Annotated in this window: 22 protein-coding genes and 1 rRNA gene; 17 read left to right on the forward strand and 6 right to left on the reverse strand. The window is 71.7% G+C overall.

Features of this window, described 5'->3' with window-relative positions; genetic code table 11:
- The 9 genes from rrf to pstB form a co-directional block, all read left to right on the forward strand.
- A 5S ribosomal RNA gene (gene rrf, locus ACFRQN_RS28070) occupies positions 1–87 on the forward strand; the annotation flags it as partial.
- 73 nt (positions 88–160) lie between these two features.
- A complete protein-coding gene (gene mshD / locus ACFRQN_RS28075) occupies positions 161–1,147 on the forward strand; it encodes a mycothiol synthase (protein WP_380742959.1) in 987 nt (328 codons plus the stop codon).
- 358 nt (positions 1,148–1,505) lie between these two features.
- Positions 1,506–3,683 (forward strand): RNA degradosome polyphosphate kinase, encoded by a 2,178-nt coding sequence (locus ACFRQN_RS28080; RefSeq protein WP_380742971.1) that lies wholly within the window; start codon positions 1,506–1,508, stop codon positions 3,681–3,683.
- Positions 3,684–3,803: 120 nt separating this feature from the next.
- A complete protein-coding gene (locus ACFRQN_RS28085) occupies positions 3,804–4,892 on the forward strand; it encodes a CHAD domain-containing protein (RefSeq protein ID WP_074006420.1) in 1,089 nt (362 codons plus the stop codon).
- Between the two features lies 1 nt (position 4,893).
- Complete coding sequence (locus ACFRQN_RS28090) at positions 4,894–5,409, forward strand: NUDIX hydrolase (RefSeq protein ID WP_049655980.1); 516 nt, start codon at positions 4,894–4,896, stop codon at positions 5,407–5,409.
- 227 nt (positions 5,410–5,636) lie between these two features.
- Complete coding sequence (pstS, locus tag ACFRQN_RS28095) at positions 5,637–6,767, forward strand: phosphate ABC transporter substrate-binding protein PstS (RefSeq protein ID WP_181970641.1); 1,131 nt, start codon at positions 5,637–5,639, stop codon at positions 6,765–6,767.
- Positions 6,768–6,918: 151 nt separating this feature from the next.
- The gene (pstC, locus tag ACFRQN_RS28100; protein WP_049655977.1) at positions 6,919–7,896 is read left to right on the forward strand and encodes a phosphate ABC transporter permease subunit PstC; all 978 of its coding nucleotides are present in this window, start codon (positions 6,919–6,921) and stop codon (positions 7,894–7,896) included.
- Positions 7,893–8,963 (forward strand): phosphate ABC transporter permease PstA, encoded by a 1,071-nt coding sequence (pstA, locus tag ACFRQN_RS28105; RefSeq protein ID WP_049655976.1) that lies wholly within the window; start codon positions 7,893–7,895, stop codon positions 8,961–8,963. Before pstC ends, pstA begins: the two co-directional genes overlap by 4 nt.
- A gap of 42 nt (positions 8,964–9,005) precedes the next feature.
- Complete coding sequence (gene pstB, locus ACFRQN_RS28110) at positions 9,006–9,782, forward strand: phosphate ABC transporter ATP-binding protein PstB (RefSeq protein WP_049655974.1); 777 nt, start codon at positions 9,006–9,008, stop codon at positions 9,780–9,782.
- Positions 9,783–9,968: 186 nt separating this feature from the next.
- Here the strand turns inward: pstB and ACFRQN_RS28115 are convergent, their stop codons facing one another.
- Positions 9,969–10,964 (reverse strand): inorganic phosphate transporter, encoded by a 996-nt coding sequence (locus tag ACFRQN_RS28115; protein ID WP_049655972.1) that lies wholly within the window; start codon positions 10,962–10,964, stop codon positions 9,969–9,971.
- Between the two features lie 5 nt (positions 10,965–10,969).
- On the reverse strand, positions 10,970–11,590 hold the full coding sequence (locus ACFRQN_RS28120) for a DUF47 domain-containing protein (protein WP_030059626.1): 621 nt from the start codon (positions 11,588–11,590) through the stop codon (positions 10,970–10,972).
- A 361-nt stretch (positions 11,591–11,951) separates the two neighbouring features.
- Between ACFRQN_RS28120 and ACFRQN_RS28125 the strand changes: the two genes are divergently transcribed.
- Positions 11,952–12,320, forward strand: coding sequence for a metal-sensitive transcriptional regulator (locus ACFRQN_RS28125; RefSeq protein WP_049655968.1), 369 nt, complete (start codon positions 11,952–11,954; stop codon positions 12,318–12,320).
- Positions 12,321–12,364: 44 nt separating this feature from the next.
- On the opposite strand, the gene ACFRQN_RS28130 is transcribed toward ACFRQN_RS28125, so the two are convergent.
- The gene (locus ACFRQN_RS28130) at positions 12,365–12,553 is read right to left on the reverse strand and encodes a hypothetical protein (protein ID WP_049655983.1); all 189 of its coding nucleotides are present in this window, start codon (positions 12,551–12,553) and stop codon (positions 12,365–12,367) included.
- A 197-nt stretch (positions 12,554–12,750) separates the two neighbouring features.
- On the reverse strand, positions 12,751–13,650 hold the full coding sequence (locus ACFRQN_RS28135) for a hypothetical protein (RefSeq protein ID WP_079272945.1): 900 nt from the start codon (positions 13,648–13,650) through the stop codon (positions 12,751–12,753).
- A 159-nt stretch (positions 13,651–13,809) separates the two neighbouring features.
- On the opposite strand from ACFRQN_RS28135, the gene ACFRQN_RS28140 reads away from it, so the two are divergent.
- A complete protein-coding gene (locus ACFRQN_RS28140; RefSeq protein ID WP_143204767.1) occupies positions 13,810–14,001 on the forward strand; it encodes a hypothetical protein in 192 nt (63 codons plus the stop codon).
- 35 nt (positions 14,002–14,036) lie between these two features.
- On the opposite strand, the gene ACFRQN_RS28145 is transcribed toward ACFRQN_RS28140, so the two are convergent.
- Positions 14,037–14,759, reverse strand: coding sequence for a phosphatase PAP2 family protein (locus tag ACFRQN_RS28145; protein ID WP_074006422.1), 723 nt, complete (start codon positions 14,757–14,759; stop codon positions 14,037–14,039).
- Positions 14,760–14,953: 194 nt separating this feature from the next.
- On the reverse strand, positions 14,954–16,153 hold the full coding sequence (locus tag ACFRQN_RS28150) for an NlpC/P60 family protein (protein ID WP_380742962.1): 1,200 nt from the start codon (positions 16,151–16,153) through the stop codon (positions 14,954–14,956).
- Between the two features lie 248 nt (positions 16,154–16,401).
- Here ACFRQN_RS28150 and ACFRQN_RS28155 point away from each other — a divergent pair, with 248 nt between their 5' ends.
- The 6 genes from ACFRQN_RS28155 to ACFRQN_RS28180 all read left to right on the forward strand — a co-directional run bounded on the left by ACFRQN_RS28155 (position 16,402) and on the right by ACFRQN_RS28180 (position 24,008).
- On the forward strand, positions 16,402–16,752 hold the full coding sequence (locus ACFRQN_RS28155; protein ID WP_049654299.1) for a hypothetical protein: 351 nt from the start codon (positions 16,402–16,404) through the stop codon (positions 16,750–16,752).
- 167 nt (positions 16,753–16,919) lie between these two features.
- The gene (locus ACFRQN_RS28160; protein ID WP_380742964.1) at positions 16,920–17,732 is read left to right on the forward strand and encodes a hypothetical protein; all 813 of its coding nucleotides are present in this window, start codon (positions 16,920–16,922) and stop codon (positions 17,730–17,732) included.
- A gap of 52 nt (positions 17,733–17,784) precedes the next feature.
- Positions 17,785–19,017, forward strand: a complete 1,233-nt coding sequence (locus tag ACFRQN_RS28165) for a hypothetical protein (RefSeq protein WP_380742966.1) — start codon at positions 17,785–17,787, stop codon at positions 19,015–19,017.
- A gap of 7 nt (positions 19,018–19,024) precedes the next feature.
- Positions 19,025–20,599 (forward strand): SCO6880 family protein, encoded by a 1,575-nt coding sequence (locus tag ACFRQN_RS28170; RefSeq protein ID WP_049654294.1) that lies wholly within the window; start codon positions 19,025–19,027, stop codon positions 20,597–20,599.
- A 74-nt stretch (positions 20,600–20,673) separates the two neighbouring features.
- A complete protein-coding gene (locus ACFRQN_RS28175; RefSeq protein ID WP_049654291.1) occupies positions 20,674–22,023 on the forward strand; it encodes an ATP-binding protein in 1,350 nt (449 codons plus the stop codon).
- A gap of 191 nt (positions 22,024–22,214) precedes the next feature.
- On the forward strand, positions 22,215–24,008 hold the full coding sequence (locus ACFRQN_RS28180) for a bifunctional metallophosphatase/5'-nucleotidase (RefSeq protein ID WP_380742968.1): 1,794 nt from the start codon (positions 22,215–22,217) through the stop codon (positions 24,006–24,008).
- Positions 24,009–24,076: the final 68 nt, after the last annotated feature.

The following is a 24,076-nucleotide window of genomic DNA, read 5'->3' on the forward strand; positions in this document are numbered from 1 at the left end:
GGTTACATTCCGAACCCGGAAGCTAAGCCTTACAGCGCCGATGGTACTGCAGGGGGGACCCTGTGGGAGAGTAGGACGCCGCCGAACAATTCTTCAGAAGAACCCCCATCCGGGTCCCGGATGGGGGTTCTTCGCATTTCCGGTGACGTATCGTCAGGGCATGGACGATCAGACAGCGGTCATTGCGAACGATGTGCTCCGGCCCGCGCAGCGCGACGGCGCTCTGCGTGTTCTGGCGGAGGCCCAGGCGGTGGACGGCCGGGCCGCCGTGTCCGAGCAGGGCCGGCTCCGGCTGCGGAACGCGGAGACTCCGCGCCCGGGCGTCATCCATCTCGTAGCGACCGAATCCGGGGCCGAACCCGAGTCCGAAACCGGAGCCGTCCTCGGCTACGGCCAGCTGGAGGTGCCGGAGAACCCGGCCGCCAACCCCGCCGCCGAGCTGGTGGTCGATCCCGCCGTCCGCGGTCGTGGCCTGGCCCGTCCGCTGGTGGACGCCGTCCTGGCACAGGCCCACCGCGCGGGGCGCGAGGCGGTGGACTTCTGGGTGCACGGCGGCCACCCGGCGGCCCGGCACCTGGCCGAGGCGTACGGCGCGGAGCTGGTCCGCGAACTGCGCCAGATGCGCCGGCCCGGCCCGCAGACCGAGGACGTGGTCGTCCCCGCGGGCATCGAGCTCCGCACCTTCCGCCCGGGGGAGGACGACGCCGAGTGGCTGCGGCTGAACGCCCTGGCCTTCGCCCACCACCCCGAGCAGGGCACCTGGACCGAGCAGGACCTGGCCGAGCGGATCGCCGAGCCCTGGTTCGACCCGGCCGGCTTCTTCCTCGCCACCCGGGACGGCAAGGTGGTCGGCTTCCACTGGACCAAGGTGCACCCGGCCACCGCCACCGAGCCCGAGCTGGGCGAGGTGTACGTGGTCGGCGTGGACCCGGCGGAGCAGGGCAGCGGCCTCGGCCGGGCACTGACCGCGGCGGGCCTTCGCCACCTGACCGGCACCGGCCCCGGCGAGCGCGGACTGGGCGCCGTCCTCCTCTACGTCGACGCCGACAACCCGGTGGCCGTGCGGGTGTACGAACGCCTGGGGTTCACCGTCCACGAGGTGGACCTCATGTACCGGGCCCCGTACCGGGCTCCCCGCCCCGCCTAGCCGCCGGTAGCCGCCGTCGGCCGGAACGTCCCCGGAACACCTCCGGAACACCCCCGGACCGGGGCACGGACCAGGGAACGGACGGGGTACGGGACGGCCGAACCCCTTGCCCCGACCGACTCAGCTTTCCTCCCGGCCATGCGGTGTTTACCGTGGATTCAATTGCTGCCGCGAAGATCACAGGATGAAGTCCGTAGTGTCTCGCTCGTGCAGAGTCGACCGCCACGCACCGGCCGGTCCTGTACGGACCGCGCCCGGAGGGTGGGTGCTGTCCCCGGGTCCGGCCCGGGGCGAGGGCGACGGCCCGCAGAGCCCATCGCGTCCGGACGCCGTCCTGCTGCTGGAGGAGCTGGAGCCCATGAGCATCCCCCGCCCCGTCTCTGCCCCGCTGTCGCCCCCGGCCCGGATGTCCAGCGCGCTGGGGATCCCGCCGGAGCTGCCGGCCACGGACGACGAGGAGTTCGAAGCGCTGCCGCAGGGCCGCTTCCTGGACCGCGAGCGCAGTTGGCTCGCGTTCAACGAGCGGGTCCTGGAGCTGGCCGAGGACCCGGGCATCCCGCTGCTGGAGCGGGCGAAGTTCCTGGCGATCTTCGCGAGCAACCTGGACGAGTTCTTCATGGTCCGGGTGGCCGGCCTCAAGCGCCGGATCGCCACCGGCGTCGCCACGCGCAGTGCCTCCGGCCTCCAGCCGCGCGAGGTGCTGGACCTGATCTGGACCCGCTCGCGCGAGCTGATGGCCCGCCACGCCGCCGCCTTCCAGCAGGAGGTGCTGCCGGACCTCGCCACCGAGGGCATCGAGCTGGTCCGCTGGTCGGAGCTGGCCGAGAAGGAGCAGGCCCGGCTGCACACGCTGTTCCGGCAGAAGATCTTCCCCGTGCTGACCCCGCTGGCCGTCGACCCGGCGCACCCCTTCCCGTACATATCGGGACTCTCGCTGAACCTGGCCGTCGTGGTGCGCAACCCGGTCTCCGGGCACAAGCACTTCGCGCGGGTCAAGGTGCCGCAGTCGCTGGCCCGCTTCCTGGAGGCCTCGCCCCAGCGGTACGTCCCGCTGGAGGACGTCATGGGCGCCCACCTGGAGGAGCTCTTCCCGGGGATGGAGGTGCTGGCCCACCACGCCTTCCGCGTCACCCGCAACGAGGACCTGGAGGTGGAGGAGGACGACACCGAGAACATCCTCAAGGCCCTGGAGAAGGAGCTGATGCGGCGGCGCTTCGGCCCGCCGGTCCGGCTGGAGGTCGAGGAGTCGATCGACCCGTACATCCTGGACCTGCTGGTGCGGGAGCTGAACATCACCGAGGCGGAGGTCTTCCCGCTGCCCGGGCCGCTGGACCTGACCGGGCTGTTCGGGATCGCCGAGCTGGACCGCCCGGAGCTCAGGTACCCGAAGTTCGTGGCCGGCACGGCCCGCGGGCTGACCGACGTCGAGTCGGCCTCCCAGCCGGACATCTTCGCCGCGATGCGCGAGCGCGACGTGCTGCTGCACCACCCGTACGACAGCTTCTCCACCTCGGTGCAGGCCTTCCTGGAGCAGGCCGCCGCCGACCCGGACGTGCTGGCGATCAAGCAGACCCTGTACCGCACCTCCGGCGACTCGCCGATCGTCGACGCGCTGATCGACGCGGCCGAGTCCGGCAAGCAGGTGCTGGTGCTGGTCGAGATCAAGGCGCGCTTCGACGAGCAGGCCAACATCAAGTGGGCCCGCAAGCTGGAGGAGTCCGGCTGCCACGTGGTGTACGGCCTGGTCGGGCTGAAGACGCACTGCAAGCTCTCGCTGGTGGTCCGGCAGGAGGGCGACACCCTGCGCCGCTACTCCCACGTCGGCACCGGCAACTACCACCCGAAGACGGCCCGGCTGTACGAGGACCTCGGCCTGCTCACCTCCGACCCGCAGGTCGGCGCGGACCTCTCGGACCTGTTCAACCGGCTCTCCGGCTACTCGCGCCGCGAGTCCTACCGCCGTCTGCTGACCGCCCCGCGCGGCCTGCGCGACGGGCTGGTCGCGCGGATCCACAACGAGATCGCCCACCACCGGGCGGGCCGTCCGGCCTACGTGAAGGTCAAGGTCAACTCGATCGTCGACGAGGCCGTGATCGACGCGCTGTACCGGGCCTCCCAGGCCGGGGTGCCGGTGGACGTCTGGGTGCGCGGGATCTGCGCGATCCGCCCGGGCGTGCCGGGGCTGAGCGAGAACATCCGGGTCCGCAGCGTCCTGGGCCGCTTCCTGGAGCACTCCCGGATCTTCGTGTTCGGCAACAACGGCGATCCGGAGGTCTGGATCGGCAGCGCCGACATGATGCACCGCAACCTGGACCGCCGGATCGAGGCGCTGCTGCGGATCACCGATCCGGCGCACCGCGCCGAGCTGTCCGGGCTGATCGACCTCGGGGTGTCGGACGAGACCGAGTCCTGGCACCTGGGGCCGGACGGCGCCTGGACCAGGCACTCGCAGGACGCCGAGGCCCGGCCGCTGCGACACGTCCAGGACCTGCTGATCGACTCGCGCCAGCGCCGCAGGGCCGCCACCTCGCGCTGACGCGCCCACTGATGCGAGCCGCCGGAGCAGTCGGGCCCCTCGGGCCCGAAGGGGACCTGTTCCGGCGGTCGGCCACCAGCTCCGGGGGACCGCCCCGGGGGAACGGGGATCTACCACGCCATGACCGAAGCGCCGATGACGGCCCAGGCGGCCTCCACAGCGACCGCCGGGGACATCCTCTCCCGCCACCTCACCGTCCAGGCCGGCGCCTTCCTACGCGCGCTGCCGCTGGCGGTGGGCGAGGTCGGTGCCAGACCCGGGACGGCCTCGACCGTCCCGTCGGCCGGCACCTCGGACCTGCTGCGGGCCGTCCGGCGGATCGGCGGGCTGCTGCACACCTTCGGCTCGGTCTTCGAACAGACCTGGGCGCAGGAGTCGCGCACCGAGCTGCGCTGGCTGCTCAACCTGCTGGCGCTGGAGCCCGGCTACGTCCGCCGCTCGGCCCGGCTGCTGGGCGCGCTGGACCTGCTGAGCGGCACCGACCCGGAGGGGACGGGCATGCTGGCCGGCCACGCGGGCGCCCCCAAGGCGCGCGCGCTGCTGGACCGGCAGCTGACCCTGGCCCGGACCAGGGCGCACTCCACCGTGCTCCAGGAGCTCCGCTCCGCCCGGCTGCACGCGCTGGCGGACCGGATGACCCTGCTGGTCGGCGAGGCGCCGCTGCTGGACTCGGCGGACGGCCGGGCCCCGGCCGTGCTGCTGCCGCAGGCCGCCGCCGCGTTCGCCGCGCTGTCCGCGGGCGCCCAGCAGCTGCCGCTGCAGCGGGCCGCGACGCCGTACGGCGGGGACGGGCTGCGCCGGCTGGGCGCGGTGCCGGCGTCCCGCGGGGCGACGGACGCGGACACCGCGCTGGCGGCCGACGACGCGCCCTGGGCGCGGTTGCGGATCCTGGTGAAGCGGGCCCGGTACGTGCTGGAGGTGTGCGGCCGCGCCTCCTCCGAGCTGGACGGGCTGGACGCGGTGCTGGACCGGCAGCAGGAGGCGGCGGATGCCGCCGTCACCGCCGCCACCGCGGCGCGCACCCCGCGGATCACCCCGGCGACCGCGTACGTGCTGGGCGTGGTGCACGCCGACCAGCGGCTGGAGGTGGAGTCGGCGCGGTACGCCGTCGGCCGCCGCTGGCCGGACCTGCCGCCCGGCCCGGACGGCTGGCTGGAGCTCGTCCCGGCCGACGCCTGGGGGCACTCCGTCGCACCCCGGACGGTCTGAGGTGGGCGAGCGCCCCCGCACCGGCCGGGCGGCGGCCGGTGCGGGGCACGGCCCGGTGATCCTGGCGGCGGGCGCGGTGCTGTGGCTGCCGGGCCGGCCGAAGAAGAGCGGCCGGCTGGGGCGGCCGCGGATCGCGCTGGTCCACCGGCCCAAGTACGACGACTGGAGCCTGCCGAAGGGCAAACTCGAAGCCGGTGAGGGGATGGCCGAGGCGGCGCTGCGCGAGGTCCGGGAGGAGACCGGGTTCCACTGCCTGCTGGGCCCGGAGCTGCCCACCCAGCACTACCGGGTGCAGGGCCGTCCGAAGGAGGTCCGCTACTGGGCGGCGGTGCCGTCGAGCGGGTCCTTCCGGCCCAACCGGGAGGTGGACCGGCTGGACTGGCTGCCGGCCGGGAAGGCGCGCGCACGGCTCACCCACGACCAGGACCGGCTGCTGGTCGACGCCCTGCTGGCGGTCCTGGGGGCGGAGCCGGTGCGGGCCGCGGGGGCCGGGCCGGTGAAGGAACGGTGGAAGTGATCTCGTCGCGCCCTCCCCGTGACGCAACCGTTACTACCTGACGTAGTTTCCTGTCATCCGTTCGAGGTTCACTCGCCGTTCACTTGCGACCGGCTGTCGTGTCACTTACCCGGCCTAACTTCGGGACCACCGGAGGGCCGCACGGGCCCCGGACCACAGCAAAACCCGCGCTGGGCCGTACGCGTACGGCGCACGCCAAGGGCAATGCCACAGAAAGGGACACCCCTGTGAAGCTCCAGCGGAACGGCCGCTCCAAGGCCCTCGCGATCGGTGCCATGGCGCTCGTCAGCTCGCTGTCGCTCGCCGCCTGCGGGTCGGACAACAACAACACGACCGCGTCCGGTGGCTCCAACGGCTCCGCCGCGACCAGCGCGATCAACTGTGGCAAGGCCGGTTCGCTGATCGCCGCCGGTTCGACCGCGCAGACCGCGGCGATGGACGTCTGGAAGACCAGCTTCGCCGCCGCCTGCTCCGGCAGCACGATCAACTACCAGGGTGGCGGCTCCGGTGCCGGCATCCAGCAGTTCAACCAGGGCAAGATCCAGTTCGCCGGCTCCGACTCGGCCCTCAAGCCGGCCGAGGTCGACGCCTCCAAGGCGGTCTGCACCGGCGGCCAGGGCATCGACCTGCCGATGGTCGGCGGTCTGATCTCGCTGGTCTACAACGTCGACGGCGTCGACAACCTGGTCCTGGACGGCCCGACCTCCGCCAAGATCTTCGACTCGCAGATCACCAAGTGGAACGACCCGGCGATCGCCGCCCTGAACCCGGGCGCCAAGCTGCCGGACGCGGAGATCCAGACCTTCCACCGCTCGGACGACGCCGGCACCACCGAGAACCTGACCAAGTACTTCGCCGCCGCCGGCGGCGGCGCCTGGACCTACCCGGCCGGCAAGGCCTGGGCGGCCAAGGGCGGCCAGTCGGCCAACGGCAGCGCCGGCGTCTCGGCCCAGGTGAAGCAGGTCAAGAACTCGATCAGCTACGTCGAGCTGGCCTACGCCCAGACCAACAGCCTGAAGAGCGCCGACATCAACACGGGCGCCTCCAAGCCGGTCGCGGCCACCGCCGAGAACGCCGCCAGCACCATCGCCAAGGCCCAGGCCGCCGGCACCGGCAGCGACCTCGCGCTGAAGCTCGACTACGCGACCAAGGACGAGGGCTCCTACCCGCTGGTCCTGATCACCTACGAGATCGTCTGCGACAAGGGCAACAAGGCCGAGACCCTCGACACCCTGAAGTCCTTCCTGACCTACACGGCCAGCGACGCGGGCCAGAAGGCCGTCGGCGAGAAGGGCTACGTCCCGCTGCCGAAGGCCGTGACCGACAAGGTCAACGGCGTCATCGCGACCCTGGCCTGACCCGACAGGACCCCCGGTGGGGCGGCCCCGTGAGCGAGGGGGGCCGGGGCCGCCCCACCGGAACGCACCACACCCAGCACCACGTCCGGGGCACCGCCGCCATGGTGCCGTTCCCCCTTCCGGGGCGGCACCACCAGACCGGAGTAGACCAATGACTTCATCCTCCCCTGCCGCCCCGCGAGGCAGGGAACGCCGGCCGCGCGACAGCCGGGTCGGCGACAAGATCTTCATGAACCTCGCCCGGGGCTCGGGCATCCTGCTGCTGGTCATCATGGCCGCCATCGCGGCGTTCCTGACCTGGCGGTCGGTCCAGGCCCTGAGCACCAACGAAGGCAACTTCCTCACCTCCTTCGAGTGGACGCCGGACGCCCCGAAGCCCGTCTTCGGCATCGCCGTCCTGGCCTTCGGCACCATCGTCAGCGCCGTCATCGCGATGGCGATCGCCGTCCCGGTGGCCATCGGGATCGCGCTGTTCATCTCGCACTACGCGCCGCGCCGGATCGCCCAGCCGTTCGCCTACCTGGTCGACCTGCTCGCCGCCGTCCCCAGCATCGTCTACGGCCTCTGGGGCGCGCTCTTCCTCGTGCCGCACATGGACGGTCTGACCAGCTGGCTCAACGAGTACCTGGGCTGGACGTACATCTTCGACCAGACCAGGACCGGCACCCCGCGCAACCTGTTCACCGTCGGCATCCTGCTGGCGATCATGGTCCTGCCGATCATCACCGCGGTCTCCCGCGAGGTGTTCCGCCAGGTGCCGCGGATGCACGAGGAGGCGGCGCTCGCGCTCGGCGCGACCCGCTGGGAGATGATCCGCACCGCGGTGCTGCCGTTCGGCCGCCCCGGCATCATCTCGGCCTCGATGCTCGGCCTCGGCCGCGCGCTCGGCGAGACCATCGCGGTCGCGGTGGTGCTGTCCGCCAGCAACGTCCTGTCGCTGCACATCCTCGACGCCGGCGGCGGCACCTTCGCGCAGAACATCGCGCTGAAGTTCGCCGAGGCCGGGGACAACGGCCGCAACGCGCTGATGGCCTCCGGCCTCGTCCTGTTCGTCATCACCCTGCTGGTGAACGGTGCCGCGCGACTGATCATCGCCCGCCGCAAGGAGTACTCGGGGGCCAACGCATGACCGTCACCGCGCTCGTCGAGGACGCCCGGCCCGTCGGCCGTCCGCTGACCGCCAACCGCCTGCCCAAGTGGGCCCCGGCCGCCGTCGCCGCCGGCTCGATCGCCCTCGGCTGCGGGATCGGCGCGGTCGGCGGGCTGGCCAGCCACCTCCAGTGGGGCCTGATCTCGGGCCTGCTCTTCCTCCTGATCAGCTACACCCTCTCGGCCCAGGTCGAGGGCCGTCGGCAGGCCAAGGACCGGTTCGCCACCTCGGTGGTCTGGGTCGCCTTCATCCTGGCCGTCGTCCCGCTGGTCGCCCTGACGGTCTACACCGTCCAGCAGGGCATCCACGTGGTCGACGGGAACTTCCTGGGCCACTCCATGAAGGGCGTGATCCAGTCCGGGCCCGGCGGCGGCATCTACCACGCGCTGATCGGCACCCTGGAGCAGGTCGGCCTGGCCACCGCCATCGCCGCCCCGATCGGTCTGCTGACCGCCGTCTACCTGGTCGAGTACGGCCGCGGCACGCTCGCCAAGGCGGTCACCTTCTTCGTCGACGTCATGACGGGCATCCCGTCGATCGTCGCCGGTCTGTTCATCCTCTCGATCTGGAACCTCGCGCTGGGCTTCAGCTACTCCGGCTTCTCGGGCAGCCTCGCACTGGCGATCCTGATGATGCCGGTCGTGGTCCGGTCCACCGAGGAGATGCTCAAGCTCGTCCCGAACGAGCTGCGCGAGGCCTCGTACGCGCTCGGCGTGCCGAAGTGGAAGACCATCCTGCGGATCGTCCTCCCCACCGCGATCGGCGGCATCACCACCGGTGTGATGCTCGCGGTCGCCCGCATCACGGGCGAGACCGCCCCGGTGATGATGCTGGTGTTCGGCGCCGACTCCATCAACAACAACCCGTTCGAAGGCCCGCAGCAGTCCCTGCCGATGTACATCTGGCAGCAGTACTCGCAGGTCAACAACGACTTCGGCTACGCCCGTGCCTGGGGCGCGGCGCTGGTGCTGATCGCCTTCGTGATGGGGCTCAACCTCATCGCCCGGGGCATCGCGCGCTGGCGCTCGCCCAAGGGCGGGCACTGAGCGACCGACTGACGTACGAGACAGACGAGAGAAGCAACGATCATGGCCAAGCGCATCGACGTCAGCGGACTGTCGGCCTTCTACGGCACCACCAAGGCCATCGAGGACATCTCGATGAGCATCGAGCCCCGCTCGGTGACCGCCTTCATCGGCCCCTCCGGCTGCGGCAAGTCCACCTTCCTGCGGACCCTCAACCGGATGCACGAGGTGATCCCCGGCGCCCGGGTCGAGGGCAAGGTCCTCCTGGACGACGAGAACCTGTACGCCTCCAACGTCGACCCGGTCGCCGTGCGCCGCTCGGTCGGCATGGTCTTCCAGCGCCCGAACCCGTTCCCGACCATGTCGATCTACGACAACGTGATCGCCGGTCTCCGGCTCGCCGGCGTGAAGAAGAAGGCCGTGCTGGACGAGGTGGTGGAGCGCTCGCTGAAGGGCGCCAACCTCTGGAAGGAGGTCCACAACCGGCTGAACAAGCCGGGGGCCGGCCTCTCCGGCGGTCAGCAGCAGCGCCTGTGCATCGCCCGCGCCATCGCGGTCGAGCCCCAGGTCCTGCTGATGGACGAGCCCTGCTCCGCGCTCGACCCGATCTCCACCCTCGCCATCGAGGACCTGATCGGCGAGCTGAAGGAGCAGTTCACCATCGTCATCGTGACCCACAACATGCAGCAGGCGGCCCGCGTCAGCGACCGCACCGCCTTCTTCAACCTGGCCGGCGTCGGCCAGCCGGGCAAGCTGGTCGAGCTGGACGACACCCAGCGGATCTTCTCCAACCCGCAGGTCCAGGCGACCGAGGACTACATCTCCGGCCGCTTCGGCTAGACCGGCCCCGTCACGGGCGGCGCCCCGGCGCCGAGCGGCGTGACGGACCGCGAGCTGTCCCGTGGTGCTGCATGGCGGTGCCGCCACGGGGCATGGAAAAGGGCCCGCCCCCGAGATGTGGGGGCGGGCCCTGTCCGTTCGTGCGTCCTGCTCCGTGCGTCCTGCTCCGTGCGTCCCGCGGGGCCGTCAGCCCCAGAACAGGTGGGCGAACCAGTACACCAGCGCCGCGACGAGCGCGGCCGCCGGCATCGTGATGAACCAGCCGAGCACGATGTTCTTCGCGACGCCCCAGCGCACCGCGCGGATCCGCTTGGTGGCCCCCGCGCCCATGATCGCCGCGGTGATCACGTGGGTGGTGGAGATCGGCGCCTTGAAGACGAACGAGGTGACGTACATGACCGTGGCGGCGGTGGCCTCGGCGGCGAAGCCCTGCGGCGGGTCCAGCTCGATGATCTTGCGTCCGAGCGTCCGCATGATCCGCCAGCCGCCCGCGTAGGTGCCCAGCGAGAGCATGGTCGCGCAGGAGATCTTCACCCAGACCGGGATCCCGTTGCCGGACTGGTGGCCGGAGATGGTGAGCGCCATCACCACGATGCCCATGGTCTTCTGGGCGTCCTGGAGACCGTGCGCCAGCGCCATCGCGGCGGCCGAGGCGGTCTGGGCGACCCGGAAGTTGCGCTTGGCCTTGTGCGGGTTGGCCCGGCGGAAGATCCACAGGATCGCCAGCATCACCAGGAAGCCGCCGACCAGGCCGACCACCGGCGAGACGATCATCGGGATGACGATCTTGTCGAGGACCCCGCTCCAGATCACGTCGATGCCGCCGGCCATCGCCGCGCCCACCATGCCGCCGAACAGCGCGTGCGAGGAGGAGGACGGCAGGCCGAAGTACCAGGTGACCAGGTTCCAGGCGATCGCCCCGACCAGGGCGGCGAACAGGATCACCATGCCCTTGTCGCCGGTGGGGGTCTCGATGATCCCCTTGGAGACGGTGTGCGCCACGCCGCTGCCGAGGAACGCGCCGGCCAGGTTCATCACCGCGGCCATCGCCAGCGCCGCCCGGGGGGTGAGCGCCCGGGTGGAGACCGAGGTGGCGATCGCGTTCGCCGAGTCGTGGAAGCCGTTGGTGTACGTGAAGAAGAACGCAACGCCGACGACGGCGATGAGTGCTGCCATGTCCACGAGGGTCAGGACTCCTTGACGGCGATGGTCTCCACCGTGTTGGCGACGTGTTCGAACGCGTCCGCCGCCTCCTCAAGGACGTCCACGACCTGCTTGAGCTTGAGGACCTCGATGGCGTCGTACTGACCGGAGAACAGGTGGGCGAGCAGCTTGCGGTGGATCTGGTCGGCCTGGTTCTCCAGCCGGTTGACCTCGATCCAGTACTCGGTGAGGTTGGACATGCTGCGCAGGTTCGGCATCGCCTCGGCGGTGAGCTCCGCGGCGCGCGCCAGCACCTCGATCTGCTGCTCGATGCCCTTCGGCAGGGTCTGGATGTCGTAGAGGACGACCAGGTCGACGGCCTCCTCCATGAAGTCCATGATGTCGTCCAGCGACGAGGCGAGGCTGTAGATGTCCTCGCGGTCGAAGGGCGTGATGAAGGACGAGTTCAGCTGGTGGAAGACGGCGTGGGTGGTGTCGTCCCCGGCGTGCTCGGCGGCGCGCATGCGCTCGACGATCTCCGCACGGGCCGACACGTCTGATCCCAGCAGCTCCAAGAGGAGCTTCGATCCGACGACGAGGTTCTCCGCCGCGGCGGCGAACATGTCGTAGAAGCTCGTCTCCTTCGGGGTCAGGCTAAAACGCACGGAAATCTCCGATGTGCGGGGTAGGGACTGAACGATGCTAGGTGCAACCAAGCGCAATCACGCAAACGGGGGGCCGGGGAAGGAGCCGGAAGCTCCCCTTCCGTTCGGCTGCCGCACCGGCTGATCCGGACCGCACCGCCACGTGCGGACTGGAGCCCTCAGTCTGACGGAACCTCGCCCGGATTGTCCCCGTCGTGCGTACGGAAGACCGGGGCGCCGCTCAGACGGGTGAACCGCCGGCCACCCCCGCTCCCGGCCCGGCGGCACGTGCCGGGTCGGCCGTCGGAACACCACGGAGGGCCCTGGTGTTGGACACTGGTGGCCGACGCAGCCACCAGGCACTGAGACGAAGGCGGGGCCGATGACCACCACGCAAGCGCGCACCGAGCCGGAGCACGCGCAGGGGACCGACCCGCACGCCGGCCACGCCCCGGCCGGGCACCACGGCCCGCACGGCTACAGCGCGCAGAAGGACGCCCACCTCAAGCGGCTGCGCCGGATCGAGGGCCAGATCCGCGGCCTCCAGCGCATGGTGGACGAGGACGTCTACTGCATCGACGTGCTCACCCAGGTCTCGGCCGGCACCAAGGCGCTGCAGTCCTTCGCGCTCTCCCTGCTGGAGGAGCACCTGCGGCACTGCGTCGCCGCGGCCGCCGAGGAGGGCGGCGCCGAACTGGACGCCAAGGTGGCCGAGGCCACCGCCGCGATCAGCCGCCTGCTGCGCAGCTGAGCCGCCGGCCGTCCGCCGCTCCGGGGCCCGCCGCGCGGGCCCCGCTAGCCGTCGGCCTCCCGGTCGGCCTGCCCGGGTTCGCTCCGGTCCAGCAGCACCTCGTCGATCCGCTCGGTCGGCAGCCGGTCGCCGGAGCTGGCCGTCGCGGCGATCATCAGCTCCCCGGCCAGATCGATCTCGTCGAGGGCCGCGTCGTCGTGGCCGCCGCTGCGGCCGCCCGTGGACGACACCACCTGCACCACCCCTTCAGTGCCTCGCCAGCCCGGGCGGCAGCCACCCGGAGCCCAGCCTAGGCACTCCGGGGCCCGTCCACATGGCACGGACGGGCCATCTCGGCACCGCCGAAACGGGTGGCCGTCGCTCCCCGGACGGCCACCCGCCCCGGCCGCACCCCGTCTCGCCCCGGCCGCCCGGGAGCATCGGACCCGCCCTACTTCGGGCTCTCCGTGGGCTTCATCTGGTAGATGTCCGAGGCCGCGGGCTCGGCCGCCTCCACCGGCTTGCCGAAGTCCGCCAACGAGGTCGTCGACGTCACCTTCACCTGGTCCTTGGGCTCCTTCGACCCGGCCACCCCGGCGAAGGTGAACACCTCGACCACCTTGCGCAGCCGGCCCTGGTCGTCCAGCCAGGCGTCGTACGGGACCTCCTTGACGGTGAAGGTCTGCGCGCCCGTCCGCAGGCCGTCCCCGCCCCGCCCGCCGGTCGCGTCGGCGGCCTTCGCCAGGTCCAGGGTGCCCCGGTAGTGGTGCAGCGCGACGCCGTCGACGGTCTCGGTGCCCACCGCCTCCGCCTTCTGCGCCCCGCGCAGCGCCCCCGCCGCCGAGGCCGGGTCGGTGGCGCCGCTGCTGACCAGGTTGCCGTCCGGCAGCTGACGCACGTCCAGCTTGACCCACTTGCCCTCGGGGACCTTGGCGCCGCTGTTCTGGAGGTAGACGGTGCCCGGCAGGACCACCTCGACGATCTTCCCGGTGGTCGCCGCGCCCGGCGGCACCTGGACCTCCAGCCGGCCGATCCGCTTGACGTAGTCGTAGCCGCCCGTGCCGCTGAACGAGGCCTTCTTCTCGGCGGACTCGGTGACCAGCTCCGTCGCGGTGTGCGCGGAGCCGGTGCGGCCGGTGATGTCGGCGGCGTTGCGCACCGCCGTCAGCGGGTCCGCGGCGAGCTGGTCGGGCGCGGCCGACTGCTGGTCGGAGGAGCCGTCGGCGGATCCTCCGGAGCAGCCGGCGGCCCCCGCGGCCAGGGCGGCGGCGAGCAGGGCGGCCCCGGCCGCCGAGCGCAGGTGCGGACCCGGCCGGCGTGCCGGCCGTCCGGTGCGCTGCTGGTCGGTCATCTTCATCCTCGCGACAACCCCCTCGGGCCCGACTGCCCCGCCGGACACCACCGGTGGGCAGAGCTCTTTCCGGGCAAACGAGTTGGGGCGCGAAGGGTTACGGGGCCGGTACCGCCGGAGCGTCGCGCGGGGGGCGTCCGGCGCGTTACGGTGAACCACGTGCACAGTGAGCTGCCGGTCGCACCCGGCACCACCAGGATGCCCGAACACCGCCTCGTGATCAGCGAGCGCGGCTCCTTCGCCTTCGCGACCTGCAGCTGCGGCTGGTACTCCCCGGCCCGCCGCTCGCGCGACCTGGCCCGCCGTGAGGGGGCCGACCACCTCGCCGGGAACGGCGCCGAGCCGGACTGACCGCCTGGACCGCCTGGCCGCGTCCGCCCGCGGGCTCAGGCCGCGAGGTCGGACTCCGGCGGCTGCTCCCCGGCCCGCACCGCCCCGCGCCCGCGCCGACGGCCGCGCGGACCGGCCCCGCCGCGGGCCGCGCCGCCGCGCTCGGGCGCCCGGATCAGCGGGGCGACCGCCGTCCGGCTCAGCGCGTGGCAGAACGGCACCAGCACCGCCATCGCGATCGGCGCCAGCAGCAGCACCACGGCGACGGCCAGCGCGAAGCCGCCGATCACGTCGGTCGGGTAGTGGACGCCCATGAACATCCGGCAGAAGCCCTGGAGCAGCGCCAGCCCGCCGGCGATCCAGCCCAGCCTGCGGTTCACCAGGAACAGCGCCACCGCGACGCCCATCGTCATGGTCGAGTGGTCGCTGACGAAGGAGTGGGTGCCGGCCTTGCCGTCCACCAGCACCAGCAGCCCCGGATGGTCGACGAAGGGGCGCGGGCGGTTCACGATCGCGGCGATCGGCAGGTTCGCCAGCTCGGCGACCGCCACCGAGAGCGGCACCCAGAGCAGCCCGGCCATCGCCACCGGCGCGTCCGGACGGCGCCTGGCCTGGAGCCAGGCCACCAGGCCCAGCATCGCCAGGCCGATCAGGATGCCGTACTCGCCGATCCACGAGACCAGGTGGTCAAGCCACTGCGGGGAGCGCTTGGCCAGGCCGTTGACGGCGTAGAGCAGGTCGAGGTCGGGGTTGGTCGTGTCGGCAAGCGGCGTCGACACGCCGCACCTCCTTCTGGTCCACTGCACCTGTACGTTCCCGCCGGGGCCGGCCCCGGCGCCGAAAGCTGACGGGGGGCCACCGGACCCAACGTCATCGCCGGGACACAGCGTTCCATGGAAACACGCGGTTATGTAAACGTGACTCAGCGTCCACAGCGCGCACACAGGTCCCGGCCGTCCCGGCCTCCTCGGGCCTACCCTCCCGCCCCGGTGGGGCTCGGCCCGGCCTGCGCGGGCGGGGCGGCGGCCGCGGGCCGGCCGGAGGCCGCCGGGGTGCCGCTCGGAGCACTGCCCGGTGCGCCGCCCTGGGTGCCGCCCTGGCCTCCCGCCGGGGCGGTGGGCTCCGTCCCGCCCGGCCGGCTCGGGGCGTTCACCACGCCGTCGTTGTTGCGGGTCGGCAGCGCCTGGGCGCCGTCCGAGGTGACCCGGGTCGCGCCGATGTACTCCCGGGTGTCGATCTTGTCGTAGCGGATCACCGCGCCGGTGTGCGGCGCGTTGATCATGTACCCGCCCCCGACGTAGATCCCGACGTGGTGGATGCTCCGCGGATCGCTCAGGTCCGTCGCCCAGAACACCAGGTCGCCCGGCCGCAGCTGGTCCCGCGACGGGTGCGGCCCGGCGTACCACTGGTCGTTGGCGACCCGGGGCAGGGTGATGCCCACACTGGCGAACGCGGCCTGGGTCAGGCCCGAGCAGTCGAACCGCCCGTTCTGCGAGGGCAGGCCCTCGCCGCCCCACAGGTACGGGGTGCCGAGCTTGGTCTGCGCGAAGTAGATCGCGGCCGACGACTGCGCGGACACCTCCAGCGGCGCGGTCGGCGAGACCGGAGCGGTGAAGCTGCGGGCCATCGCCTGGATGTTCCGCACGTAGCCCTGGGTCTCCCGGTACGGCGGGATCCCGTTGTACTTGAGCACCGCGCCCTCGCCGGCGTTGTAGGCGGCCAGCAGGTTGGCCTGCGGGTCGCCCGGGACCTTCGCGACCTGCTTGGCGATCGCGCAGTCGTAGGTCGCGGCCGAGGCGATCGCGTCCAGCGGGTCCCAGACGTCCGCCCTGCCGTCCCCGTTGCCGTCGGTGGCGTACGAGCTCCAGGTGCCCGGCATGAACTGCGCCATGCCCTGCGCCCCGACCCCGGAGCGCGCCTTGGGGTCGAAACCGCTCTCCTGGTACAGCTGCGCCGCGAGCATCGGCGGGGAGATCTCCGCGCAGAGCGCACCCCACCGCTGGATCGGTTCCTGGTAGGCCGCAGGGACCGTTCCGGGGGACAGGGCGGAACGATTCGCCGCCTGCTGCGGCGTCCCACTCGCCGCATAAGTCCCTATCGTCACCAGCCCGATGAACCCGAAACCAACAACTCCCGCAGCGACGGCGGCCGTACCGGCCTTCCGGAGTACCATCAGCACCATCCCGACGAGTCGTCAGTCGAAGTGTCCCGGAAGGCGTTGCTCACCGCAATCATCAGAGATACGAACAGTGAGCGCTATCCTTCGTACGGTGTACATCCTCGCGTACGTGTCCGATGCCTCACGACCAATCCGCGAGAAGTAGCCAAGTCGACATCAGATCTGGCCAAGAATAGGTACCGACCCTTCGCGCGGGCCGGGTCCGGGCCCTTGAATTTGCCTGATCGGGCGGTGAGATGGAAATGAACCTGAGCAGCGTGCACACCAATGCGGTCAGCCACCTGGCCGAGGACCCCCCCAAGAAGCCGAACATCGACACCATCATCGGCGGAATCGCCCCGGACTGGGGGCCGTTCGCGACCCTCGGGTCGGAGGCGCGGGTGATGGTCGAGGTCATCATGGCCGTCGCCATCCTCCTCTGCCTCGGCATCGCGGTCTGGGGCGCGGCCAAGCAGCGGATCGGGGCGACCGCGATGCGCGACAGCTTCGGCGCCGAACAGGGCAAGGGGCTGATCGTCGCCGGACTGACCGGCGTGTTCATCATCGGATCACTCGGCACTCTGTTCACCATTGTCTACGGCATGGCGATCTGACGATCGGACAGCAGTAGTCCGACCTGCCTGAGACCGGGTCCCCGTCCGGACCCCCTCCGACGGCCGGCCCGCCAGGACCCCACCCCCGTTCCCACCCTCCGCTCGCGCCCGCCCCCGGGCGGAGGGCCCCCGGAGCCGCCCCGGCTCCCCGCACCAGGAGGGCCGCCGTGCCGTTGTCCGACGACCAGCCGCGCACCCGTACGCGCCTGCCGGTCGGCGAACAGTCCTCCCCCCAGCAGAACCACCGTCAGTCCCGCCCGCTGCGCGCCCTGCTGGCCGTCCTCGTGGTCGTCACCCTGCTCGTCGTGGCCATCGCCATCGCCAACCGGGTCACACCCGGCAGCGGAAGCGGCACCGGAGGCGGCGCCTCCGCCGACCGCGCCGGCTCCGGCGCCGGCCCCGCCCCCAGCGGCGACCAGCCCGTCGGCACCACCGTCAACGGCATCCCCACCGGCTACCCGCACACCGAACCCGGCGCCCAGTCGGCCGCCACCAACTACGCGGTGGCGATCGGCTCCGCGGACATGTTCCGCACCGACAGCCGGCACGGCATCATCGCCACCATCGCCGACCCGGACGCCCTGGCAGGGCTCCAGGGCCGGCTGGACCAGGGCTTCGGCGGCGACACCGCCACCCGCTACGGCCTCGACGCCCAGGGCCACGCGCCCAAGGGCCTCACCTTCGTCAGCCGCACGGTACCGGTCGGCACCAAGTCGACGGGCTACAGCGACGGCGACGCCAAGGTCGAGGTGTGGTGCACCGGCCTCACCGGCCTCGCCGGCGAGCACTCCGTCCAGCCGGTGACCACCAACTGGTTCACCCTCACGCTCTCGCTGCACTGGACGGGCAGCGACTGGAAGCTCACCGACTACACCAGCAGGCAGGGCCCCGCGCCGCTGCCCGCAGACCAGCAGGCCGCCACCGCCGATGAGATCACCGGCGCCGTCCAGCAGTTCGGGGGGTTCCGCTTTGCGCGTTGACCAGACCTCACGCCGTTCCGGCGCACGGCGCCGCGTGGGCACCCTCGCCGGTGTGCTGGCCACCTTGCAGGTGGCGGCGCTGGCGGCCGCCCAGCGGGTGCTCGCGGAGCCGTCGCCGACGCCGAATCCGAGCGGCACCGCCAAATCCAACTGCCCTGACCTGCCGATCTCGGGCAGCGACATTCTCTGCGCCGACAAGCCCGGCGGGGGCTCCCTCCCCGGTGGCGGCGCCGTCGGGGCTGTGGCCGATCCGCTCGGGTCGTTGGCCAAGAGCTGTGCGCAGGCCGCGGCGTGGGTGGTGCGGAAGTTGTCGGGGGCGATCGACGGGACGACGCAGGTGGACTTCACCAACGCGTCGTTCCTGCAGCAGTACGCCGTGGTGTTCGCCGTGTCGACGGTGATCACGCTGGTGCTGTGGCTGCTGGCGGTGGCGAAGCGGGCGGTGCGGGGAGCGCCGTTGGCGACGGCGTTCTCGGAGGCGATCGGCTTCCTGTGGCTGACGGTGGTGGCGTCCGCGTTCACGCCGTTGATCCTGTACACCGTGGTGAGCGTGACGGACGGGCTGACCAAGGCGATCGCGGTCGGGACGAAGACGGACACCGGGTCGTACCTGGGGGGCTTCGCGGACACGCTGGAGAAGGGTGACGTGGGCGGCGGCCCGCTGATACTCGTGATCGTGTCGCTGGTCGCGGTGCTGGCGGCGGCGGTGCTCTGGGTGGAGCTGCTGATCCGGGCGGCGATGCTGTACGTCGGCGCGCTGCTGGGTACGGCGGTGTACGCGGGGCTGGTGGACCGGCAGCTGTGGAAGCACGTGCGGCGCTGGGCGGGGGTGATGCTGGCGGTGGACCTGGCGAAGCCGATCATCGTGGTCATCCTGGGTCTGGCGGGCGCGGTGGCGACCGGCTCCGGGGCGGACGACGACTTCGCCCGGGTGCTGTCCGGGCTGGCGATCCTGTTCCTGTCGATCTTCGCGAGCGCCTCGGTCTACCGCTTCGTGCCGGGTTTCGGCGACGAGATGCTGAACATGCGCGGGGCCCGGGCCAATGCCGTGCAGGCCGGTTCGGCGATGATCAACGGCACCGCGAACCTGATGAAGCAGGGCATCAGCACCCACGGCGACCGCGGTCAGGGGGCCGGTACGGGTGGCGGCGGGGGTGCCGGCGGCGGTTCGGTCGCGCCGGGCATCGCCGCGCACGCCGGGCGGACGCCGTCCCCGCCGCCGCAGGGCGGGCCGAAGCAGGGCCCGGTTCCGATCCGCGACAGCAATCCAGCGAAGGGAGGGTGACGGGTAAGTGAGCAGTGAACCGCTCGGCCAGTACGGTGCCCAGTACGCCCAGCCGTACGTCCACCAGCGCCGCACCTACCTGATCGGCAAGGCCCGCCCGAACGCGCCGATCGGCCGGAACCGGGAGTCCGGCGAGATCGTGCTGATCATCTTCGGGGCCTTCCTCGGCATGCTCTGGGGCCTGCTGATGCCGGTCCTGCCGCTGCGGATCGGCGGTCTGGTCGGTCTGCCGGCGCTCGCCATCGCGGCGGTGTACGTGCCGTACCGCAGGCGGACGTTCTACAAGTGGGTGGAGATCAACCGCACCTACCGCCGGACGGTCCGCAGCGGGCGGGCGGTGTGGCGTTCGGACGTGATGGACGCGGGCACCCGGTTGGACGGCCGGGAGGTGGAGGTCGGCCCGCCGCCGGGGGTGGGGCGGTTGCGCTGGCTGACGGCGCCGTTCGGGCCGGACGAGGTCGGGGTGCTGATGCACCTGGAGCGGCGCACGGTGACGGCCGCGATCGAGATCGAGGGCCCGGGCGTGGGCCTGCGGGACTCGGAGGACCAGGAGGCCCTGGTCGACCGCTTCGGGACGCTGCTGAAGCACGTCGCCAACGGGGACGGCTTCGTGACCCGGCTGCAGATCCTGGCCCGGACCCTGCCGGCCGACCCGGACGCGCACGCCAAGGACGTCGAGCGGCGCGGCGACCCGTCCTCGCCGCGCTGGCTGCAGGACTCGTACGACCAGCTCCAGTCGATGGTGTCGACCTCCTCGGAGCAGCACCGGGCGTACCTGGTGGCCTGCATGCACTACACCCGTGACCTGGCCGCCGAGGCGCACGCGATGGGCCGGACGGCCACCGGGCGGCGGGCGCGGGACGACGAGGGGCTGGCGGCCGTGATGGCACGCGAGCTGACCGACATCTGCGCCCGGCTGGCCGAGGCGGACATCCGGGTGCGCCAGCCGCTGGGCCAGGCCCGGCTCTCCTCGCTGCTGCACTCGATGTACGACCCGGACCACCCGATCGACCACATCCAGGCGATGTCCCGGCGCAACGCCTGGCCGGCCGAGCTGGACGCGACCGACCCGCAGTACCTGCAGGCGAAGACCCGGGAGTCGGCGACCCGGGAGCCGTGGTGCCACGCGACCGCGTGGATCAAGGAGTGGCCGCTCACCCCGGTGGGCGTCAACTTCCTGGCGCCGCTGCTGGTGCACACCCCGGACGTGATCCGGACGGTCGCGGTGACGATGGACCTGGAGCCCACCGACGTCGCGATCGAGCGGATGCTGACCGAGAAGACCAACGACGAGGCCGAGGCGAGCCGCGCGGCCAAGATGAACCGCACGGTCGACCCGCGCGACCTGGCCCACACCGGCCGGGTGGACCAGCGCGGCGACGACCTGGCCTCCGGCGCGGCCGGGGTGAACCTGGTCGGCTACATCACGGTCTCCTCGCGCAACCCCGACGCGCTGGCCCGCGACAAGCGGACCATCCGGGCCTCGGCCGGCAAGAGCTACCTCAAGCTGGAGTGGTGCGACCGCGAGCACCACCGGGCCTTCGTCAACACCCTCCCGTTCGCCACCGGCATCCGCCGCTGAGCGGACGCACCCGCACACCCGTGCACCCGCACACCCGTACGTCCGTCCACCGCTGACCCGTCAGGAGCCCGCCCATGGCGCTCGGCAACCTCTCCGAGGCGTTCACCAGCCTGATGTTCGGCAAGGTGGAGACCACCCGTCTGCCGGTGCGCACCTCCACCGGCCAGGCGCAGGCCGTCTACCTGCCGACCGCCGCGCCGGGGCTGGGCGACTCCGGGGTGATCATCGGGCGCGAGGTGTACAGCGGCAAGGGGTACGTCTACGACCCCTTCCAGCTGTACGGGCAGCAGCTGCCCGCGCCGCACTGGCTGGTGCTCGGCGAGTCCGGCAACGGCAAGTCGGCGCTGGAGAAGACGTACGTGCTGCGGCAGCTGAGGTTCCGCGACCGCCAGGTCGTGGTGCTGGACGCGCAGGGCGAGGACGGCGTGGGCGAGTGGAACCTGATCGCCAACGCGCTGGGCATAAAGCCGGTCCGGCTGGACCCGATGGCGGCCCGGGACGGCGGGGTGAAGCTCAACCCGCTGGACCCGGCGATCACCCAGAACGGCCAGCTGTCGCTGCTGCGCACGATCGTCGAGGTGGCGATGGGGCGCGGGCTGGAGGAGCGGGCCGGCTTCGCGCTGAAGGCCGCGCACGCCCACGTGGTGGCCTCGGTGAAGGACCGCCAGCCGGTGCTGGACGACATCATCGACACCCTGCGCAACCCCGAACTGTCCTCGGTGGAGTCGCTGGGCGTGGCGGTGGGCGAGGTGCAGTCCTGGGGCCTGGACGTGGCGCTGGTGCTGGACCGGCTGGTCGACGGCGACCTGCGGGGCATGTTCGACGGGTCGACGACCGACGGCATCGACCTGGACGCGCCGCTGATCGTCTTCGACCTCTCGCACATCGACCGCAACTCGATCGCGATGCCGATCCTGATGGCGATCGTCGGGGTGTGGCTGGAGCACACCTGGATCCGGCCGGACCGGAAGAAGCGCATCTTCCTGGTCGAGGAGGCCTGGCACATCATCAACAGCCCCTTCGTGGCCCAGCTGTTCCAGCGGCTGCTGAAGTTCGGCCGCCGGCTCGGCCTGTCCTTCGTCGCGGTGGTCCACCACCTGTCCGACGTGGTGGACGGCGCGGCGGCCAAGGAGGCCTCGGCGATCCTGAAGATGGCCTCGACCCGGACGATCTACATGCAGAAGGCCGAGGAGGCGCGGGCCACCGGCCGGGTGCTGGGCCTGCCGCGCTGGGCGGTGGAGATCATCCCGACCCTGTCGCCGGGCATCGCGGTCTGGGACGTCAACAGCAACGTCCAGGTGGTCAAACACATCATCACCGAGGCGGAGCGCCCGCTGGTCTACACCGACCGCGCGATGACCGAGGACGCGGTGGCCGAACGGGTGCGCGCGGACCAGAAGTTGGCGGCCGAGCCGGGGGTCTGAGGGGCCTTCTCCGCAGGCTCCGCACCCGGCGGACGGTGACGGTTCGTCCGTAGGTAATCCTCTCGTTACGTTCCACGTCCTGACAGCTACGCGCGTTGACCCTAGGCTTCGCAGTCGCAACACATGTCACACGCCCGAACGCCGCCGCTGTCCGCAGCCGGTGCTCCCTCCAAGGTGCAGGGGAACCCTTCATGCTCACCGTCAGATCCCGACGGACGGCGCTCGCCGTCGTCGCCGCCGCTGGTCTGCTCGGCACGGTCGTCGTGCCGACGGCCGCCCAGGCCGCCGACGCCAAGCGCCACAAGACCGTCAACCTCCAGCTGCTGGCGATCAACGACTTCCACGGCAACCTGGAGCCTCCGGCCGGTTCGTCCGGCACGATCAAGGAGATCGACCCGGCCACCGGCAAGGAGGTCGCCACCCCGGCCGGCGGCATCGAGTACCTGGCCACCGAGCTGCGCAAGGCACGCATCCCGGCCGACGACTCGATCACCGTCGCGGCCGGCGACATCATCGGCGCCAGCCCGCTGACCTCGGCGCTCTTCCACGACGAGCCGACCATCGAGGCGATGGACAAGCTCGGCCTGGACGTCACCTCCGTGGGCAACCACGAGTTCGACGAGGGCGCGCAGGAGCTGCGTCGCATGCAGGACGGCGGCTGCCACCCGACCGACGGCTGCTACGAGCCCGGCCGCACCTTCAAGGGCGCCAACTTCAACTACCTGTCGGCCAACGTCACCGACGAGAAGACCGGCAAGCCGCTGCTGGCGCCCTACTGGGTGACCAAGTCCCAGGGCGTGAAGGTCGGCTTCATCGGCGTCACCCTGGAGGGCACGCCGAACATCGTGACCGCCGAGGGCGTCAAGGGCCTGAAGTTCGCCAACGAGGTCACCACGATCAACAAGTACGCCGCCGAGCTCAAGGCCAAGGGCGTCAACTCGATCGTCGCGCTGATCCACGAGGGCGGCTACCCGGCCAGCAGCGTCTACAACTACGACTGCGGCGCGGCCGGTCAGGGCATCTCCGGCCCGATCGTCGACATCGCCAAGAAGATCGACCCGGCGGTCGGCGCCATCGTCACCGGCCACACCCACAACGCGTACGCCTGCAGCATCCCCGACCCCGACGGCGTCCCGCGCTCGGTGACCAGTGCCGCCTCCTTCGGCCGGCTCTTCACCGAGATCGACATGAAGCTGGACAAGACCACCGGCGAGATCGTGCGCCCCTCGGTCAAGGCCGAGAACCACGTGGTGCGCCGCACGGTCGAGAAGGCGTCCGACATGACGGCGCTGGTCGACCACTACTCCAAGCTGGCCGCCCCGATCGCCAACCGTCCGGTCGGCTACGTCGCCTCGGACATCAACGGCCGCGGCAGCAGCGACCTGGAGAAGCCGCTCGGTGACGTGATCGCCGACTCGCAGCTCGCCGGGCTGGCCCCGGCCGACAAGGGCGGCGCCCAGGTCGCCTTCATGAACCCCGGCGGCATCCGCTCCGACCTGGTCTACAAGGCCTCCGGCGGCGAGGGCGACGGCGTGGTGACCTACGGCGAGGCGTTCACCGTCCAGCCGTTCACCAACATGATGCAGGTCAAGACGCTGACCGGGGCCCAGCTGATCCAGCTGCTCCAGCAGCAGGTGAGCGGTTCCAACGCGGCCGCGCCGAAGGTCCTCCAGGTGTCCTCGAACCTGCACTACACCCTGGACATGCGCAAGACCGGTGCGGACCGGGTGGTCGTGGACTCGGTGCGGCTGAACGGCGCGCCGGTCGACCCGGCGGCCACTTACCGGGTCGCGGCCAACGAGTTCCTGGCCGGCGGCGGCGACGGCTTCCCGGCCTTCGCGGCCGGCACCGACAAGCTGGTCGGCGCCTCGGACCTGGACGTCTTCGTGGCCTACCTGAGCGCCCACAGCACGGCGGCCTCGCCGCTCCAGGCCCCGGCGCAGGACCGGATCAAGATCATCGGCCCGGGCAGCGACATCGACTGACCGTGAGCCGGCTCCGGGGCGTGAGCCCTGGGACGGGGGCGGGTGGGGCGCTGTCGGGGCGCCCCACC

Source organism: Kitasatospora sp. NPDC056800 (assembly GCF_042789775.1).
In the GTDB taxonomy this organism is placed as follows: domain Bacteria; phylum Actinomycetota; class Actinomycetes; order Streptomycetales; family Streptomycetaceae; genus Kitasatospora.